We start from the raw sequence: 16,113 nt of genomic DNA, 5'->3' as shown, positions 1-16,113 counted from the left end.
GCTTATTGATTAGAATGCCGCGTTTATATATGGATATAAAAACGCGGCCATATTTCGTGTTTCGGCTCGTTAGCTCAATCGAAAATTCTCACTCCTGTTGCGATACAAATTCTCATCTATTTGCCTATGTTTGGCCCTGAGATAAATCGACTAACAATGTATGGGGATACAGTCATATTTAAATTTAGGTATTTTTGAATGATTTTAAGACAATATCAGTGCGCATCAACTCCATTTGTAACAAATAAAACGCTATAAAATCAATTGACTATAGTAGCTGACTTTTAGTTAATAGGTTTGGAAAACGCGCATGCGCGTTTTTCCAGATGGATTACTTATATGAAAAGCGGCAGAAAGCTGATAAGTTCTTTTCATACAGATAGTTAGCTGCGCGCGTTTTCACTGGTCTAACGAAGTAAACGCGCATGCGCATGAATAAAATGTTAGGGATCCCAATTGGCTCAGGTGTATATGGACGTTAAAAAAGAGTTATCAAGAAAGGGATTTGTATTTATTCCAAAATGGAATGTAAATCAAACAATTAATGAGCTGGCAGGTAATCTTGGTAGCATTGTTAAGATTTCAGATTACTTAAATCATTCGATGATTTCAGACGCTCAACTAATAAGTCCAAAAGATAAGGATAATGCATTAAAGAATCAATATAGTGGTGAGTTTGGTTTAGATGCTTTTCCGTTACACACAGACCTTGCTCACTGGAGTCAGCCTCCTAATTATCTAATGTTAAGGTGTATTAAGGGAGATGAGAGAGTGGCAACTAAAATTCTTCCTCTTGACATTATTAAGGATATGTTGGAACAACACGGAATACGTAGGTCTGTTGTCAAGTCGAGAGGTAGAAATGGTTGTTTATTTCCGCTGCTGTTCAACGTGAATGGGGAATGTTTTATTCGTTGGGACTCTTATTTTTTAGAGCCAATTAATGAAAATGCTAGAGTAATACGTAAATTGATGTTGACTAGAGAAGTTTGGGAGCTAGCGATAGATGTGTACTTGGTGAATTTTGGTGATACTCTAATCCTTAATAATCACGCAATTCTTCATGGTCGATCGAATATTCCATCCAATTTCACTGAACGAAAAATAGAACGGATTTATTTTAATTAGAGTTATACACATGACAAATAAAACAATAGTTAATCCTTGGAGTTCTGAATCACTTTTTGCCAAATCATTAACTTATCTACAACAAATGGAAGCAAGCATCGCAGACGATTGGCAATATGGTTTGTGGTCCTCATTAAGTCTTGAATTATTAGCGAGAGCAGCGTTATCAAATATATCGCCAGTACTGCTTGCAGATTCGAAGAACTGGCGAAACATTAATTTTGCTTTAGGTAATGCACCAACAGCAAAAATGTTTAATCCAATATCGATCTCAACTAAAGAAGTTTTAGCTAGGTTAACAGAATTACTGCCAGAGTTTACTGAAGAAATGGCTGGCTTTTGTTCTAAACATACTGATGATCGGAATGCTGAACTGCATTCAGGAGAGGTTATCTTTGGTCAAAATGGAACGTCGCGTTGGCTTCCTCGCTTTTACCAGTCTTGCGATATATTGCTTAAGTCAATGGGGAAAGCGTTAGAGGATTTCGTATCTGATGCTAACAATGCAAAATCGTTAATTAAGTCACTAACTGACGACGCATCAAAAAGTGTTAAGCAAGATATATCAGCCTACTCTAAGGTTTGGTCAAATAAATCAGATGACGAGAAACAAGCCTTGGTACTTCAGGCAACAGCCTGGGCAACAAGACAATCTGGTCACAGAGTTGAATGCCCGTCATGTAATTCTGTTGCGTTAATACATGGCTCACCTGTAGGCGCTGTATCAACTGAAATTCATGATGGGGATGATGAAGTAGTACAAAGACAGTCTATGTTGCCATCTAGTTTCGAATGCATTGCATGCGGTCTTAAGATTTCTGGTTATTCCAAGCTATCGGCATGCGGACTTGGAGATACTTTTTTAGCAAAGACGATATATACCCCTGCTGAATACTTTGGCTTATATACCGAGGACGAGTTGCAGCAAGCAAAAGATGAGGTTGAAGCATCTTATACATATGAGCCTGATTTTAACGAATATTAAGCCCTAACAAGGAAAGCACTCGGATGTCAAAAGCTTCGCTTTTGCCACAGGTGTTTGCGGCGTTAACCTCTAAGGCGAGTATGAAGCACATTATTAGTAAAAATATCGGGATTGAAGAATTTAAAAAGAAATTCTCAGAAATCAGAGAAACCTTTTGGGATTCTTTAACAGCAGCAAGCGATGGTTATAAGAATGTAAGTTACCTTGCTTGTGATGAAAATGGGGCAGCTATTAACTGGGTGTGGGACGATGAAACCTTCACCCATAACAAGGAAGCAGGCTCTCTTGAAGAGGCAATTCAATTTGCCAATAACATGATAGATAGCGGTATGTGTTTCTCCTATATGGGATGTTTGGCAGGCTCCGGTGAGCTTGAAGTTTGGCTGACGACTTTTGAGTCCCCCATAGAAAAACCGACATGGCCAAGCAATAAAGTCCCCCTATTTGAACTGACTCATGGGGGTGTAACACAAGAATAGAAAAGAGGTAATCAAATGTTAAACCATAGAATGTTGAATCCTAACCCTGCGATTTAATCCTAACCCCACGAATGGAAGCAAAGCACCTAGCTCACTTTTCCCCCTAAGTTAGATTACTCGAAGATTTTAACGCGCCGCCCCCATCTGGATAGAAACCTTCCCCCCTTAAGCACACCTCAATAAAGTCGAGCTCCCAAGCCGAGCACTTGCGGCTATCTAGATAAGATTTTTATGGTTTTGTGAACGCTATCAAATGCAGTAAGCGCTAAATTATCGAGGGTTTTACCCCAGTGGTGTTGTCCCTAACATACGGGGCAGCGTTGTAAAGTTTAATTTTTTGTTACATGCAAACATTGCGCAGTTTTAGGCTCATGCTGGCGCACAGGCAAAAAACCAAAGATAACACTAAGTTACCGCCTATAGCTCTGATAAAAATCTATTTAAAAATCAACGCATAGACTATAAGCAACAAAACGCCAACATTTACACCTTTTCGTGTCGAAAAGGCTTCTTTGAGCAAAGTTTCTACTGTTATACTCAGGTTAGCTACTAAAACAAAAATAAAACAAATGGATAGGAAGTGCTCTATGTTGGCCCCTGAACTTCTTGAGCTAAGCAGCGATAAAACCAAGGCGGAATTACGCTTAATTCCGAATGAACACGGTCCCATTACCCGTGATGATGTTATGCGTTTATTGTCCGTGCCAGAGTTCGCCACCCTATTCCCCCTCGAGCCTGCGATAGATAAAGTTATCGCGCAAACCAATTCCCTATGCCATCAAGAAGATGGTAAATACGAGCTATTTGCCGTATTGGCAGAGCGCCGCGATGGCAGCGTAAAAATCGAGCTCAGCCAAGATAAAATGCAAGCCACCATGATCTTAACCGCCCCTTGGGGAGGTAAAGCCGTCGATTTACCCGAAATCCTCACGCAGCTTAAAAAAGACAATGTTTGTATGGGCTTGAGTAAGCTTAAAATCCAAACCTTGCTGCAAAAAATGACCAAGTTAAAACCGGGTGAAAGCTGCCAGAGTGAAATCGCTCAAGGTAAGGCCGCGATTAATGGTCAAAATGCGGTGCTGGAGCGTAAGGTTTCCCTCGCCCGTGAACGCCTATTGCAACCGCAGGAGCGGGAAGACGGCACTGTGGATATGCGTAATCTCGGGGCGATGATCATGGTCAAACCCAACGATCTACTAATGATTAAGCATCCCGCGACCGAAGGGTCTCCCGGCTACAACATTAAAGGCGAAGTCCTTAAGCAAAAACCGGGGAAAGATCTGGTATTACAACCCGGTACTGGTACCGACTTCCACCCGAAAGATCCCAATAAACTCATCGCCACAGTGGCAGGCCAACCCGTTGAAACCCGTACTGGTATGAATGTCGACGATGTGTTGCAGCTTAAAGATGTAGATATCAGTACCGGCCATATCAACTTTAAAGGCAGTATTTTAATCACAGGCGATGTGCACGAAGGCATGATGGTTAAAAGCTCAGGCGATATTACCGTGATGGGCTTTGTCGATTCGGCAACTCTCGAGGCCGAGGGCGATATTACGGTGAGCAAGGGCGTGATTGGTCGCCAAGTCAGAGTGAATGAGTTCTCCACCAATATCAGCGCTCAGGGGCAGATCAGCGCCCAGTTCGTGCAATATTCCCAGTTAACGGCCAAGGGGAATATTCTGATCACTAAGCAATTACTCCACAGTAATACCAAAACCGCAGGCACGCTCACAGTAAGCGATCAGAGCGGCCGCCGTGGTGACTTAGTGGGTGGTGTCGTGCATGCCGAAAAGGGCCTCACCGCCGTCGTGATAGGCGCAACTGCGGGCACCAAAACCGAAGTGTATTGCGCCATGGAACAGGGCGAACTCAAACAGAATCTCAAGCAGCTTGAGGAGAGCGTGCATGCAATGGTGGTCGCGACGCTGGATATCGAGGCTCGCCTGAAAAAACTGCCGCCGAAATCCGAATGGCAGAGCGACCCTATCATGATCGAACAGATCAAGATGATGCTCGATGAGAAGAATCGCATCTTAGGCGAACGTTCCCGCGAAGAATTAGAGTTCGATAGCCTCAAGCAAGAAGTCGAAACCTATTACGACAAGTATCGTATCGATGTGATTAAGCACGTATTCCTCAATGCCAAGTTCCATATTGGTCAAGCCAATCACAGAACCACCCGCGAACACGGTACCTGCTCAATCACCAATCTGAATCAAGAGATTAACTTCGATTACAACGCTAAACCTAAGGCGCAAGCGGCAAGCCATTAACAGGGCAATCATCAACACCCGCTAAGGGTTCATTCCATTGAGTGAACTCTTAGCGCGAATGCTTAGCCTGAATGCTTTGCTGCCCGCCATGCTCCCCCATTTAGGCGACTTGCCAGAGAAAATCCCCCAACGCCTTTCATCTTCGCCTAGGTCGGTGGCATACTGACCTCAATACAGCCCTTTAGCACAGACTCTGTCGGCTAAAAGGCTAAGCACATAAAAAGCCTACGGGATTGCGCATGACTCAAGTGAAAATGGCAGACATTGAATGGCCTGCGGTAGTCAAACTCACTCAAAATGACGAACTACTCTACCTCGCCCATCAACGGGATTGGTTAGAACTTGCCTGCCTGTATCAGCATCAATTTGTCGACACGGATCTGTTACTCGACAGTCTCGGTAATCAATATCTGATCCGCGCCACTCCAAGCACCATTCATGAAGATCCCATAGGCGAGCTACCTAAGCTCCTCAAACAAGAGCAAAAATTGCCGCTTACCGACTTTATCAAATGGGTACAAAAGCACGCCAATGCCATAGGCCAGTGCTGCGTTGCTAAGTTAGCCTTCACCACCTTGGCCCAAGGGATGGAAATCGTTCGCAGCTTAGATGACTAACCCAGCTCAAAGAAATCGCGAGCGATCACAATAAAAATTAAGATGATCCTAAAAGCTAATATCCTCAGTCACATTTCACAGGCATAATTTGTCATACACGGCGCAGGCCGTTTTGCCCAAAGCGATTGATATTTATATGCCAAATTATCGCTGGGCATCATTCGGATACACATACAAACGGACCCTAAATTGGAACTACTTAAGATTGACTGCTTAGGCAAATCGCTGCGTTTGGAAGGCTCACTCGCAGGTTGGCAACAACTCTTTTGGGACAATACCTTAGTCTCACAAAAAGCCGCATCGGTCGAAAATGGCGGCCTCAAAGTCCATGAATTTGAACTCACCCAGCACCAGAGCCAATTGGCCAGCGATACCGGCGAAACACAGGTTTTAGAACACAAAATCCAAGTACGCCTCGAGACCGACGTGGTTTGGCAGCCGTTTCGATTCGATTACCGCCTGTTGGTCGATGAAGAAGTGATTGCCCAAGGCACTCGCACCGAGAAAGATATCGAGCGTCAAACCCCAGAAGTCCCCGTGACTAATCCACAAAAAATCAGTTTTGTCGGCTTAGCCTCCCTCGGCTTTAAGCTGCTCAAGAGTGCCAAAGTAATTAAAGTGGTGCTCGCGGGCGCGAGTGTGGCGGCTTATTCTTGGCTGTTTTCCTTCCAATTTGCCTTGGCGCTTATCGCCTGTTTGGTCTTCCACGAATACGGCCATATCCGCGCGATGAAGTATTTTGGGATGAAAACCAAAGGGATTTATCTCATCCCCTTTATGGGCGGACTCGCGCTGAGCGACGAAAAGATTAACACCCGCTGGCAGGATGTGGTCATCTCGATTATGGGGCCGACCTTCGGCCTGTTGATGTCGGTAGGTTCACTTATCGCTTACCACATGACGGACAATGTCTTCTTTGCGGGGCTAGCAGCCTTTAACGCGCTACTTAACCTGTTTAATTTATTGCCGATTTTACCCCTCGATGGCGGCCATATTTTAAAGAGCATTAGCTTCTCGATGAACAGCATCATGGGCTTAATCGCCTGTGTGATTGGCGCCGCCTTTGGGGTCTATATCAGTTATACCTTGGGCCTTGCCCTGCTCGGTTTTCTATTGCTTATCGGCAGCTTAGAGATAGTGTTCGAGTGGCGCACTCGCCATCAAAGCCACCTGTTGCCGCTAGACAGATATGGGCAGATTTTCTCAACCATTTGGTATCTGGTCACCGTTGCCGCCCTAGTCGGCATTATCTGGCACTTAGCGGGCACGGGCGATGATATGTTAAGCCTGCCACTGCATATTCTGCGCAGCTAATCAGACTCGCATTAAGATAAAAGCGAGATAATGAAAAACCGCGATAGCCTTAGGTATCGCGGTTTTTATTTATTAACTATTCAATTAGCTCAATTAGTTATCCACTAATGGCGGCGCTATATCGCTTCCACCTAAGGCTTGGTAGAGTGTCGCTTGAGCCGTTAATTGGTTATAGCGATTCTCCAACAATGCGGCTTCGGCGCTACGGCGATTCTCCTGCGCATCGATCCAATTTTGAATGCCGATAGCACCATGGCGGTATTGGCTCTCATAAATGGCTTCGGCCTGGGCGGCGGCGCTAAATTGCAGTTCAAGCTTCTCACCTTGGTAGGCATATTGCTGCTTGGCCGAGATGGCGTTATCCACATCCTCGAAGGCGCTGTAAAGGGTTTTACGATAGCTGACGATGGCCGATTGATAGTCGATATCGGCAATATCATTGTTGATTTGCATTTGATTCCATTGTAAAAAAGGCAGCACTAAGCCAGCGCCTAAACTCCCCACGGGATTACGCAATAACTCTTTTAGCTCTGAGGTCGACTCCCCTACACTGCCAGTCAAACTCAAGCTTGGGAAGTAACTGGCATAGGTCGCATCTTTACTGGCCAGCGCAGAGCGCAATTGATACAGGGCCGCCTTCACATCGGGACGACGGCCGACCAAGTCGGCGGGAATGCCGACGCCAACCTCAGGTACCGCACTGTCCGGCAATTGCTTGATCTCTACCGCCACTTGCCCCGGGGCGCGATTGAGTAAGATTGCCAGAGCATTTTCGGCTTCAACTAACTGTTGCAACAGTTGGCTGTGGGAGGCCTCTTGCCCCGCTAAACTGCGTTGGGATTCGAGCACATTAAGCTCTGTCACGGCGCCCGAAGCATATTGGCGCTGGGTTAACGCCAGCGTTTGCCGACTGTGCTCAATACTCTTATTGCTCAGTTCAATCCGTTGATGCAAATAGCCAATTTGCCAATAGATCGACGCCGTCGTCGCGACGAGACTCTGCGCAGTGCTCTCTCGATCTTCGATACTTGCCAGCGCCGTCCATTGGGCTTGGTCGATATTGGCCGACACTTTGCCCCACAAATCCACCTCATAGCTTACCGACAGATTCGCCTGAAATGCCCTGCTCGAACTGCCGCCATCCAGCGGTTTATTCACCGAGGCCGTATTATTGGAGCTGAGCTGTGGATACAAATCATCCCGCGCTAACCCCGCCTGTAAACGCGCCTTTTGCAAGGTTAAGGTGGCGAGCGTCAGGTCATTATTACTGCTGAGCACTTGGCTAATCAGCTGATCCAATTCGGGTTGATTAAACTTCTGCCACCAAGGGTCTAGGCTCACTTGACCATTCACTTGGGTGTGCTGCCACTGCTCTGGCACCTGTAAAGCAGGCGGCTCAAAGTCGGAGCGCATCAGCGCGCCACAACCTGACAGCAGCGCAATGCTGATGGCAATCACGCTGAACTTGAGCGTTGAACCGACACGGCGGCTTAATTCGTTTTGATGCGTTAAAACTCGATTATTCATTCAGTTACTCTCTCGCTAGGGCATCAACAGGGTCTAAACGCGCCGCGTTGCGAGCAGGCAGGAAGCCAAACAGCACCCCGATTAAGGTAGAGCAGGCAAAGGCGGCAACAATAGAAGTCGTCGAATAAATCATCTGGAAACTGCCTCCCGCTTGGGCAAACACCACGCCAATCAAATAGGCCAAGGCCACCCCAAGCGCGCCGCCGCACAGACAAACCAACACGGCCTCAATTAAAAACTGCCGCAGAATATCGCTCTGGCGCGCCCCGACCGCCATGCGAACACCAATCTCGCGGGTGCGCTCGGTCACAGACACTAGCATGATATTCATCACCCCAATACCGCCCACGACGAGGGAAATCACCGCAATCGCCGAGATTAATAGCGTCATGGTCGCGGTGGTTTTCTCGATATTCTGGCGAATGGTATCCGTGTTAATGGTGAAGAAATCCTGGGTGCCGTGGCGCATCTTCAGCAGGCTAATAATGCCCTGCTCCGCCGCATTGCTCGGCACCGACTCATCGAGCCGCACGGTAATGCCATCTAAGTATTTTTTGCCTACCATACGGCCAGAAACCGTCGTGTATGGCACCCACACATTGAGGGCATCACTATTGCCAAAGGCGCTTTCCTTAGGCTGAGTCACACCAATAATCCGCACCGGCAAATCTCCGAGGAAGATAACTTCCCCGATGGCAGAGCCCATGGCACCGCTACTATTAGGGAACAGCTGTTTACGGGTGTTCTCGTCGATCACCGCATCTTGGGCTAACGCATTAACACTGTCATCGTCCCAAAACTGTCCTTGGGCAAGCTCATAGCCTCGAACGCGGAAGAACTCTGGCCCTACGCCATTCACAGTCGCCGTGACCGCCTTATTGCCATAACGCACAGTCGCACTCGAGCCAATGCTCGGGGTAACACTATCGACATAGGGTAAATTTTTCAGTGCATTAGCATCGCTTGCGGTCAAAGTCCGTACTCTTGCCGAGCGCCTATCACCAAAGCCTGAGCCAGGGCGAATGTCTATGGTATTGGTGCCCATCGAACTAATGCTCTTTAAAATTTCCCGCTGCGAGCCTTCACCCAGCGCCACCACAGACACCACGGAGGCGATACCGATAATAATCCCGAGCATAGTTAAAAAGGTGCGCAATCTATGGGTCGACATCGCCAGCAGCGCCATTTTCAGGGCTTCGGCATACCTGTCCCATGCCGCCACGCGGGCGCGTGCCTTAGTCTTGGCGGGGATCACTTCGGTCTTAGGCGCAGCAGCAATATTTGAGGCGGGATTAGGCTCATCGCTGATAATCACCCCGTCCTTAATCTCAATAATGCGGTCGGCATGCTGGGCCACATGCATATCGTGGGTCACGATAATGATGGTCTGACCCTCGCGGTGCAGCTCCTGCAACAGCCGCATCATTTCTTCGCCGCTATGACTATCTAAGGCGCCCGTCGGTTCGTCGGCGAGGATCACATCGCCGCCATTCATCAACGCCCGCGCCACACTCACCCTTTGCTGCTGGCCGCCGCTGAGCTGATTCGGCTTATGGTCTAGGCGCTCACCTAAACCCAAACGCGATAACAAGCTTTCCGCCCGCTCCCGACGCTCGAGACGATCTTTCCCCGCATACACGGCGGGCACTTCAACGTTACCCACGGCATTAAGATCGCCAAGCAAATGATATCGCTGGAAAATAAAGCCAAAATGCTCGCGCCTCAGCTTTGCCAGTTCATCCACATCCATCTGCGAGGTATCTTGGCCATCGATAAAGTACGAGCCCTTTGAGGGTTTATCTAAACAGCCCAAGATATTCATCAGGGTCGACTTACCCGAACCCGAGGCACCGACAATCGCCACCATCTCACCACGGGCGATGGAAAGATTAATATCTTTAAGTACAGTCAGTTGTTGCTCACCCGCCTGAAAACTGCGGTAGCAAGCTGAGACTTCCAGTAATGGCTTACTCACGCTTAAAACCTCATTGGTGGGCCACGAAACTTCATGGTCGAACCGTCGGCGGGCATTCCGAGCACCACTTGGTCGCCTTCGTTCAGGCCAGACAGGATTTCGGCATTGATTTTGTTATTAATACCAACAGTCACATCCACATATTGCACTTGGTTATTCACCAGCACAGGCACTTGATATTTCGGCCCACGGGATTTGCGATCGCTTGCCGATGCCGCTTTGTCCCGCGGTTTAGCTCGCAGCACCTGTGATGGTACTAACAACGCATCATCGGCTTTGGCGAGCACAATCGAGATCTGCGCCGTCATGCCAATGCGCAGGGTACGGTCGGGGTTTTCGACATCGAATAAGCCGTGGTAGTAGATGGCGTCCGAATCGCTGGAACTCATATTGCTATCGTCACCATCCATGGAGGTGGGACCGGGTTCAATCGCCCTTAGGGTGCCGAGATATGGATGGTTGGGGCGACCGAGAATCGTAAAGTACACCGCCTGCCCCGGATGCACATTAACGATATCCGCCTCGGAGATCTGCGCCTTGACCGTCATGGTATCGAGCTGCGCCATCTCAACTATCGTTGGCGTAGTTTGATTGGCGTTAACGGTTTGGCCCACCTCAACCGCAGAATAAACGACCGTGCCATCCATGGGCGCGGTGATCTTGGTATAACCTAAATCGATTCTGGCACTGTCGACATTAATCTCAGCCTGTTGTTTTTGCGCCTGTAACTGCTCAAGCTCGGCTTGATAAACCGTCAGCGTGGCTTCGGCGGCTTCAAAGTCTGCCCGGGAGCTGGCCTTATCGGCGAGCATTTCCTGCTGACGGGTGTATTCCAGTTTTGCCTGACGAATTTGTGCCTGTTTAGCGCGGTACTGGGCATTGATACTTTTAAGGGAAGCCAGCGCATTTTGTAGGTTGTTTTGCTGCGCAAGGCTGTCGATTTGCGCGATAAGGTCGCCCTTTTTCACCTCTTGGCCAAGATCCACTGGCAGACTCTGGATTTGCCCCGAGACTTGCGCGCCTACACTCACCAACTTAGAGGCCTGCAACATGCCATTGGCGAGCACCGAGTTTTCAATGTCGCCGCGCTTAACGGGTTCAGTCACATAGCTTGGGGCCGCCTCGGGTTTATGCAGCAGAAAATAAGCACCGCCCCCGAGGAGGACTAAGCCGCTTAAGATCAATATCAGTTTACGCTTTGAGGATTTTTTCATCTGAATCTGGGTGTCCATCAATGCCAATGGGCGCAAGCTTGTATCTTGCGGGAGGAAAAATAGTGCAGTCAGTATATAGAGTTAGCTCAGCGCAGTAGACGAAGGAAATGTCGATATCGGGTAAAGATTTGCAAATATCTGTGTAGAAGTTTGAAACAGAGATCACGGCCGTAACAATTCCCACAAACGAGTCCTGATTCGTTTGCGATGGGTATTGCTCCCAACTTTCTTGGCATCCGCCACAACGCGCCAACCAGCGAAGGGCATCATCCGGTACTGGAACTAAAGTGCCATTGTCAGGCGCCGCAAAATTCAGCAAGTTCTCACTATCATGAACTTGGAAGCACTCCTATGCGCAAATTGACACTCATTGCCACTTGCCTCAGCGCACTGTTATTCACCCCCGCCTATGCCCAAAGTGAGTATCAGGCATTTAGCGAATTTGGCGCCAATCCCGGTGAGTTAACCGCCTCCTATTTATCGCCCGAAGGCCCAGGCCAAGATGCGCTCGTAGTGCTACTGCACGGCTGTGTGCAGGATGGCGTGGAACTGGCCAACAATAGCGGTTTAACCGCCCTCGCCCAAGAGAAAAATTTTAGCTTACTGGTGCCACAGCAGAGTTTTGAGAACAATGTAAAGCGTTGTTATAACTGGTTTTCAGCCCAGGATACTCAGGTGGATAGCGGCGAGATGCTATCGCTGAAAAACATGATAGCCAAAGCCCAATCCCAATCCGGCGCAAAACGAGTTTATGTGATTGGCCTGTCCGCCGGTGGCGCCATGGCCAGCGCCGCACTGGTTAACTATCCCGATTTATTCACCGCAGGCGCGGTGATCGCAGGCCTGCCTTACCCCTGCGCCGATAACCTGACCAAAGCCATTTCCTGCATGAAAAAGGGCCCAGCAGAGTCTGTTGAAGAACTGGTGAGTTTTGCCAAACAGGTGCATCCGAACCAACAACACTGGCCCGCCTTAACCGTGTGGACAGGGCAAAATGATGTGGTGGTGAATCCTGAAAATGCCAAACAGCTCTCGGCCCAGTGGGTCGCACTGACCCAAGCGAATAAAACACCAAGAGTCGAACAATATGCCGACTATAGTGTTAGCACTTGGTCCGATACGAGTGGCAATAACCTTATTTCGTTAGTCGAAATAAATAATATGGGCCATGGCATTGCCGTTAATCCAGATATTAAAAACGGCGGCAACACGGGAGACTTTTTACTAAAAGCACCTATCAGCAGCATGCTAGAAATAATCAATCTTTGGGGAATGTAGGGTTTAATAATAAATAAACCCTGAGTATCGATATTCGACGTATCGGTATAAAAAATAAAAACAATGAGTTAAAAACACATACTACTATAGTACCGATTTAAATTTTAAATAATTACTATAGAGTCAATGTGAATCAGAAAAATAGTAGTAAGTACCAACCTTTAAAAAATAAATACTACAACGGGAAATCTGTATGAAACAGAATACTATCAAAATGAGTTGCATTGCTTTAGCTATCTCATCTGCATTGGCAGCACAATATGCTGTCGCTGAGGATGAAAATAGCGCCGGGGAGAAGCAAGCCACCTTAGAACGCATTGAAGTCACCGCTCGTAAGTCCATTGAGAGCCTGCAAAACGTACCAGTTGCAGTGACCTCGGTCAGTGCTGACGATTTGGCGGAAAATGGCATCAGCGTGATGACTGAAATCCAGCAATTTTCACCCAACACCACACTGCAATCCAGTCGCGGCACTAACTCTACCCTCACGGCCTTTATTCGCGGTGTCGGCCAGGAAGATCCGCTCTGGGGCTATGAGCCCGGCGTCGGTATCTATATCGACGATGTGTATATCGCCCGCCCACAGGGCGCGGTACTCGATATCCTCGATGTGCAACGTATCGAAGTACTGCGTGGTCCACAGGGCACCCTCTATGGTAAAAATACCATCGGCGGCGCGGTCAAATACGTGACCAAGAAGATGAGCGGTGACGCTGAGTTAAACCTCAATGCCACCATCGGCAGCTACAACCAGCAAGACTACAAGATAGCAGGTCAATTACCTTTAATTGATAACAAGCTGTATATTGGCGGCGCCTTCGCAAGCTTAAATCGCGATGGTTATGGTGACTTCATTACCTCAGCATTACCAGACCAAGATACTGAAAACTATAACAAAGATGTTATGGCGGGCCGTGTGAGCTTAGAATACACGCCAACCGACGATCTGTTTATGCGCCTCAACTACGACAAAACCACAGATGAGTCGAATTCAAAGGGGGGCTACCGTATGCTCCCCAGTGTCCTGACCGATGCCCCAGTACCAGACAGCAAATACGATTCCTACACCAGTATGCCAACCTGGAACAAAGTAGAAACCGAAGGTTGGGGGCTGACCATTGAATACGGCTTGAACGATGATTGGACACTGAAATCCGTGACCTCATCCCGTGAGAGCTATTCGCCCACCAACATCGACTTTGACAACACCAGCCTGCGTATTTTGGACGTTCCAGCCATCTACGATGACGAGCAATTTAGTCAGGAATTTCAAGCTAACTACGACGGCGATAATTTGAAACTCGTCTCAGGCCTTTATTACTTTAAAGGCGATTCCTGCGGGATGTTCGATTCCATCCTGTATGAATATTACAAAGCTTACGGTGGTCTCACTCGTGAAGTTCGTGGTTGCAACAACAGTGAAAGCTATGCCGCCTACGCTCAGGGCTCTTACGACATCACTGATAAATTGTCGATGACCGCAGGTTTGCGTTATACCCGCGAAACGAAGGATGCCACTGTCTATAACGGCATCATGTTTACAACGCTTTATCCCGAAACAGGCTGGATCCCAGGATATGTTCGCGATGAAGATGCCATCAACGCCAGTATTCCTAAGGTGTTAGATGATGAAGAAACCTGGTCGAAACTCAATCCACGCTTAGGTTTAGAGTACCAACTCAGCGACGATATGATGCTCTTTACCAGCTATTCACAGGGCTTCAAGTCGGGCACCTTTAACCCAAGGGCAACAGGTCCAGAACCCGCAGTAGACCCAGAAGTCGTTGATTCCTATGAGCTGGGTATGAAGAGTGAATGGTTTGACAGGCTGCGAGTTAACGCAACCGCCTTCTACTTAGACCATAAAGACAGACAGTTCGTGACCGTATTACCCGGTGAAAACGCGTCCGATCTTAACCAACGTCTAGGCAACATTGGTAAATCGACGGCCACGGGTCTAGAACTCGAAGTGGAATACGCCGCGACTGAGTCATTGAATCTGTTCGCGACTCTGGGCTTAATCGATGCTAGCTTCGAGGAAGTGATCTCCTACGATAGCGATGGAAACCGCATCGATATCAGCGACACTTACACTATCACCAACACCCCAGATACCACGGCAAACGTTGGATTTAGCTACAATATCGACACGGATATCGGCAGCTTTGTGGCCAACGGTAACTACTACTATCGCAGCGACTACGACTTAGCCGTAGTAAATAACCTGCTGAGCCAAGACGGTTATGGCCTGCTAAACCTCGGCTTGAACTGGTATAGCAACGACGGTCACTGGCAAGCGGGTCTGCATTGGAAAAACGTCACTAACGAAGAATATCTGGTCGGTAACTACGCCTTCGTCACCCCAGATGGTAATGGCGGATATATTCCAGGTTTAGGCGGTGACAATACATTAATTGGTTATTATGGCGATCCAGAGACTATCTCTCTCACCGTTGGCTATAATTTCTAGAATATAATGTTATTGACAAATAATAATAACCGACTCCCATGAGTCGGTTATTAATTTAACGGCTTTAAATATTATCTAGCATTAATTTCCAATAGGATTAAACTGGGTTAAAAAATAAAGGGAACGGATTATGTCTCAGATAAAAGTCGCCATTGCTGATGATCATCCATTATTTCGTACAGCCTTAACACAAGCTGTTCTCAAGAATGTGAATACGGCGGAAGTATTGGAAGCGGAAAACTTTCAAGAATTAATTACGCTCGTTGAGAATAATCCTGATATTGAACTTATCTTTCTCGATTTACATATGCCCGGCAATGAGGGCTTTACCGGCTTAACCCTACTACAGAATCATTTTCCCGATATCGCGGTGATCATGGTGTCCTCCGATGATCAGCCCGAGATTATCCGTAAGGCCATTAACTTTGGCGCCAGTGCGTTTATCCCCAAATCCGCCAGCTTAACCCAGATCTCCACCGCGATTGCCACAGTGCTCGAAGGGGAAGTCTGGCTACCGGAACACACGGATATCAATGTCGATCAGCAAACCGCTGCCGAGCATCAACGTTTAGCGAAGCAACTGGCACAATTAACCCCGCAGCAGTACACAGTGCTGGCCAGCATTGCCAATGGACGCTTAAACAAGCAGATCGCCTATGATCTTGATATTAAAGAGACCACGGTAAAAAAACACGTATCGGCGATACTGGTTAAACTCGAAGTCTACAACCGCACTCAAGCGGGCTTAGTCTTTCAACAATTGATGATAACCAGCAACGATAAACCGCCGATCAGCGCCTAACTAACCTAGGCTCCAGAATTCAAACCTAAAGAAAAACAGTGGAAC

General features: G+C 47.7%; 13 protein-coding genes. 9 read left to right on the top strand and 4 right to left on the bottom strand.

Translation table 11 applies throughout. From position 1 onward, the window contains the following. The first annotated feature begins 456 nt into the window (after window positions 1–456). The 6 genes from CF168_RS03560 to CF168_RS03535 all read left to right on the top strand — a co-directional run bounded on the left by CF168_RS03560 (window position 457) and on the right by CF168_RS03535 (window position 6,802). Complete coding sequence (locus tag CF168_RS03560) at window positions 457–1,128, top strand: TauD/TfdA family dioxygenase (RefSeq protein WP_089067005.1); 672 nt, start codon at window positions 457–459, stop codon at window positions 1,126–1,128. Between the two features lie 10 nt (window positions 1,129–1,138). Continuing rightward, the gene (locus CF168_RS03555) at window positions 1,139–2,113 is read left to right on the top strand and encodes a hypothetical protein (protein ID WP_167373531.1); all 975 of its coding nucleotides are present in this window, start codon (window positions 1,139–1,141) and stop codon (window positions 2,111–2,113) included. Window positions 2,114–2,136: 23 nt separating this feature from the next. Continuing rightward, window positions 2,137–2,592, top strand: a complete 456-nt coding sequence (locus CF168_RS03550; protein ID WP_089067004.1) for a hypothetical protein — start codon at window positions 2,137–2,139, stop codon at window positions 2,590–2,592. A gap of 587 nt (window positions 2,593–3,179) precedes the next feature. Beyond that, window positions 3,180–4,871: a DUF342 domain-containing protein gene (locus CF168_RS03545; protein WP_089067003.1), complete on the top strand. Its 1,692-nt coding sequence runs from the start codon at window positions 3,180–3,182 to the stop codon at window positions 4,869–4,871. A gap of 239 nt (window positions 4,872–5,110) precedes the next feature. Continuing rightward, a complete protein-coding gene (locus tag CF168_RS03540) occupies window positions 5,111–5,488 on the top strand; it encodes a DUF4144 domain-containing protein (protein ID WP_011718244.1) in 378 nt (125 codons plus the stop codon). Window positions 5,489–5,677: 189 nt separating this feature from the next. Then, window positions 5,678–6,802 carry a site-2 protease family protein gene (locus tag CF168_RS03535; protein ID WP_086902809.1) on the top strand — a complete coding sequence of 375 codons (1,125 nt, stop codon included), beginning with the start codon at window positions 5,678–5,680 and terminating at the stop codon, window positions 6,800–6,802. Between the two features lie 93 nt (window positions 6,803–6,895). Here the strand turns inward: CF168_RS03535 and CF168_RS03530 are convergent, their stop codons facing one another. From CF168_RS03530 to CF168_RS22285, 4 genes are read right to left on the bottom strand one after another with little or no spacing between them, the layout of a single operon-like run. After that, on the bottom strand, window positions 6,896–8,329 hold the full coding sequence (locus tag CF168_RS03530; protein ID WP_089067002.1) for an efflux transporter outer membrane subunit: 1,434 nt from the start codon (window positions 8,327–8,329) through the stop codon (window positions 6,896–6,898). A gap of 4 nt (window positions 8,330–8,333) precedes the next feature. Next, entirely contained in the window at window positions 8,334–10,304 is a 1,971-nt protein-coding gene (locus CF168_RS03525; RefSeq protein WP_089067001.1) for a MacB family efflux pump subunit, read from the bottom strand. A 2-nt stretch (window positions 10,305–10,306) separates the two neighbouring features. Beyond that, the gene (locus CF168_RS03520; RefSeq protein WP_089068887.1) at window positions 10,307–11,518 is read right to left on the bottom strand and encodes an efflux RND transporter periplasmic adaptor subunit; all 1,212 of its coding nucleotides are present in this window, start codon (window positions 11,516–11,518) and stop codon (window positions 10,307–10,309) included. Then, window positions 11,496–11,837, bottom strand: coding sequence for a hypothetical protein (locus CF168_RS22285; RefSeq protein WP_157705920.1), 342 nt, complete (start codon window positions 11,835–11,837; stop codon window positions 11,496–11,498). Before CF168_RS22285 ends, CF168_RS03520 begins: the two co-directional genes overlap by 23 nt. Before the next feature lie 32 nt (window positions 11,838–11,869). On the opposite strand from CF168_RS22285, the gene CF168_RS03515 reads away from it, so the two are divergent. The 3 genes from CF168_RS03515 (at window position 11,870) to CF168_RS03505 (ending at window position 16,068) form a co-directional block, all read left to right on the top strand. Then, window positions 11,870–12,796 carry an extracellular catalytic domain type 1 short-chain-length polyhydroxyalkanoate depolymerase gene (locus CF168_RS03515; RefSeq protein WP_089067000.1) on the top strand — a complete coding sequence of 309 codons (927 nt, stop codon included), beginning with the start codon at window positions 11,870–11,872 and terminating at the stop codon, window positions 12,794–12,796. Between the two features lie 193 nt (window positions 12,797–12,989). Continuing rightward, window positions 12,990–15,266 carry a TonB-dependent receptor gene (locus tag CF168_RS03510; RefSeq protein WP_089066999.1) on the top strand — a complete coding sequence of 759 codons (2,277 nt, stop codon included), beginning with the start codon at window positions 12,990–12,992 and terminating at the stop codon, window positions 15,264–15,266. A gap of 130 nt (window positions 15,267–15,396) precedes the next feature. Continuing rightward, a complete protein-coding gene (locus CF168_RS03505; protein ID WP_011718251.1) occupies window positions 15,397–16,068 on the top strand; it encodes a response regulator transcription factor in 672 nt (223 codons plus the stop codon). Window positions 16,069–16,113 lie beyond the last annotated feature (45 nt).

It is taken from the genome of Shewanella bicestrii (assembly GCF_002216875.1).
Taxonomy (GTDB): domain Bacteria; phylum Pseudomonadota; class Gammaproteobacteria; order Enterobacterales; family Shewanellaceae; genus Shewanella; species Shewanella seohaensis.
This window is presented reverse-complemented; position numbering and strand designations above follow the sequence as displayed.